Raw genomic sequence first — 794 nt, forward strand, 5'->3', positions numbered from 1 at the left:
GGTCGTCACGACGGAACGACGGACGGTCCCGTCGGTCATCACGGCGGAACGACGGACGGTCGCCGCGGTCGTCACGGCGGAACGACGGACGCTCACCGCGGTCGTCACGACGCGGACCCTGGTCACGGTCGTCACGACGGAAAGAGGGACGGTCGCCCCGGTCACCACGGTCATCGCGACGGAACGACGGACGGTCCCCCCGGTCACCACGGTCATCACGGCGGAACGACGGACGGTCCCCCCGGTCACCACGGTCATCACGGCGGAACGACGGACGGTCGCCGCGGTCATCGCGGCGGAAGGAAGGACGGTCGCCCCGGTCGTCACGGCGGAACGACGGACGCTCACCGCGGTCATCACGACGCGGACCCTGGTCACGATCGTCACGACGGAAAGAGGGACGGTCGTCGCGGCGCCCGTGGCCGGCACGGTCACTGTCGCGATCGCGTCGGTCATCCCGGCGGAAGCCACCCCGGTCCCCGCGGTAACCACCGCGGTCGTTACGGTCTCCGCGGTCCGGACTGTCCCGTCGACGTGGGTCGCGCTCCGGTCGATCGTCGGGAGAGTTGGTGGACATCGGTGACTCCTGTCTTCGGTACTGCAAGTGATTCTCGCGCTGCCGGGTACCCGACGCGCTCGGGAAATACAAAAGGACCCCTGGTCCCAGCTGAACGCTGGTGACCAGGGGTCCTCCAAAGATTGTTCGGCGGCGTCCTACTCTCCCACAGGGTCCCCCCTGCAGTACCATCGGCGCTGTAAGGCTTAGCTTCCGGGTTCGAAATGTAACCGGGCGT

The 794-nt window shown here is 68.1% G+C and carries 1 rRNA gene and 1 pseudogene; one reads left to right on the forward strand and one right to left on the reverse strand.

The features are described from left to right. Positions 1 to 583, forward strand: a pseudogene (locus tag ACZ5GT_RS35470) (hypothetical protein); the annotation flags it as partial. A gap of 118 nt (positions 584 to 701) precedes the next feature. Here the strand turns inward: ACZ5GT_RS35470 and rrf are convergent. Further along, positions 702 to 794 (reverse strand): 5S ribosomal RNA (gene rrf / locus ACZ5GT_RS35475); the annotation flags it as partial.

It is taken from the genome of Streptomyces sp. NPDC031340 (genome assembly GCF_055569945.1).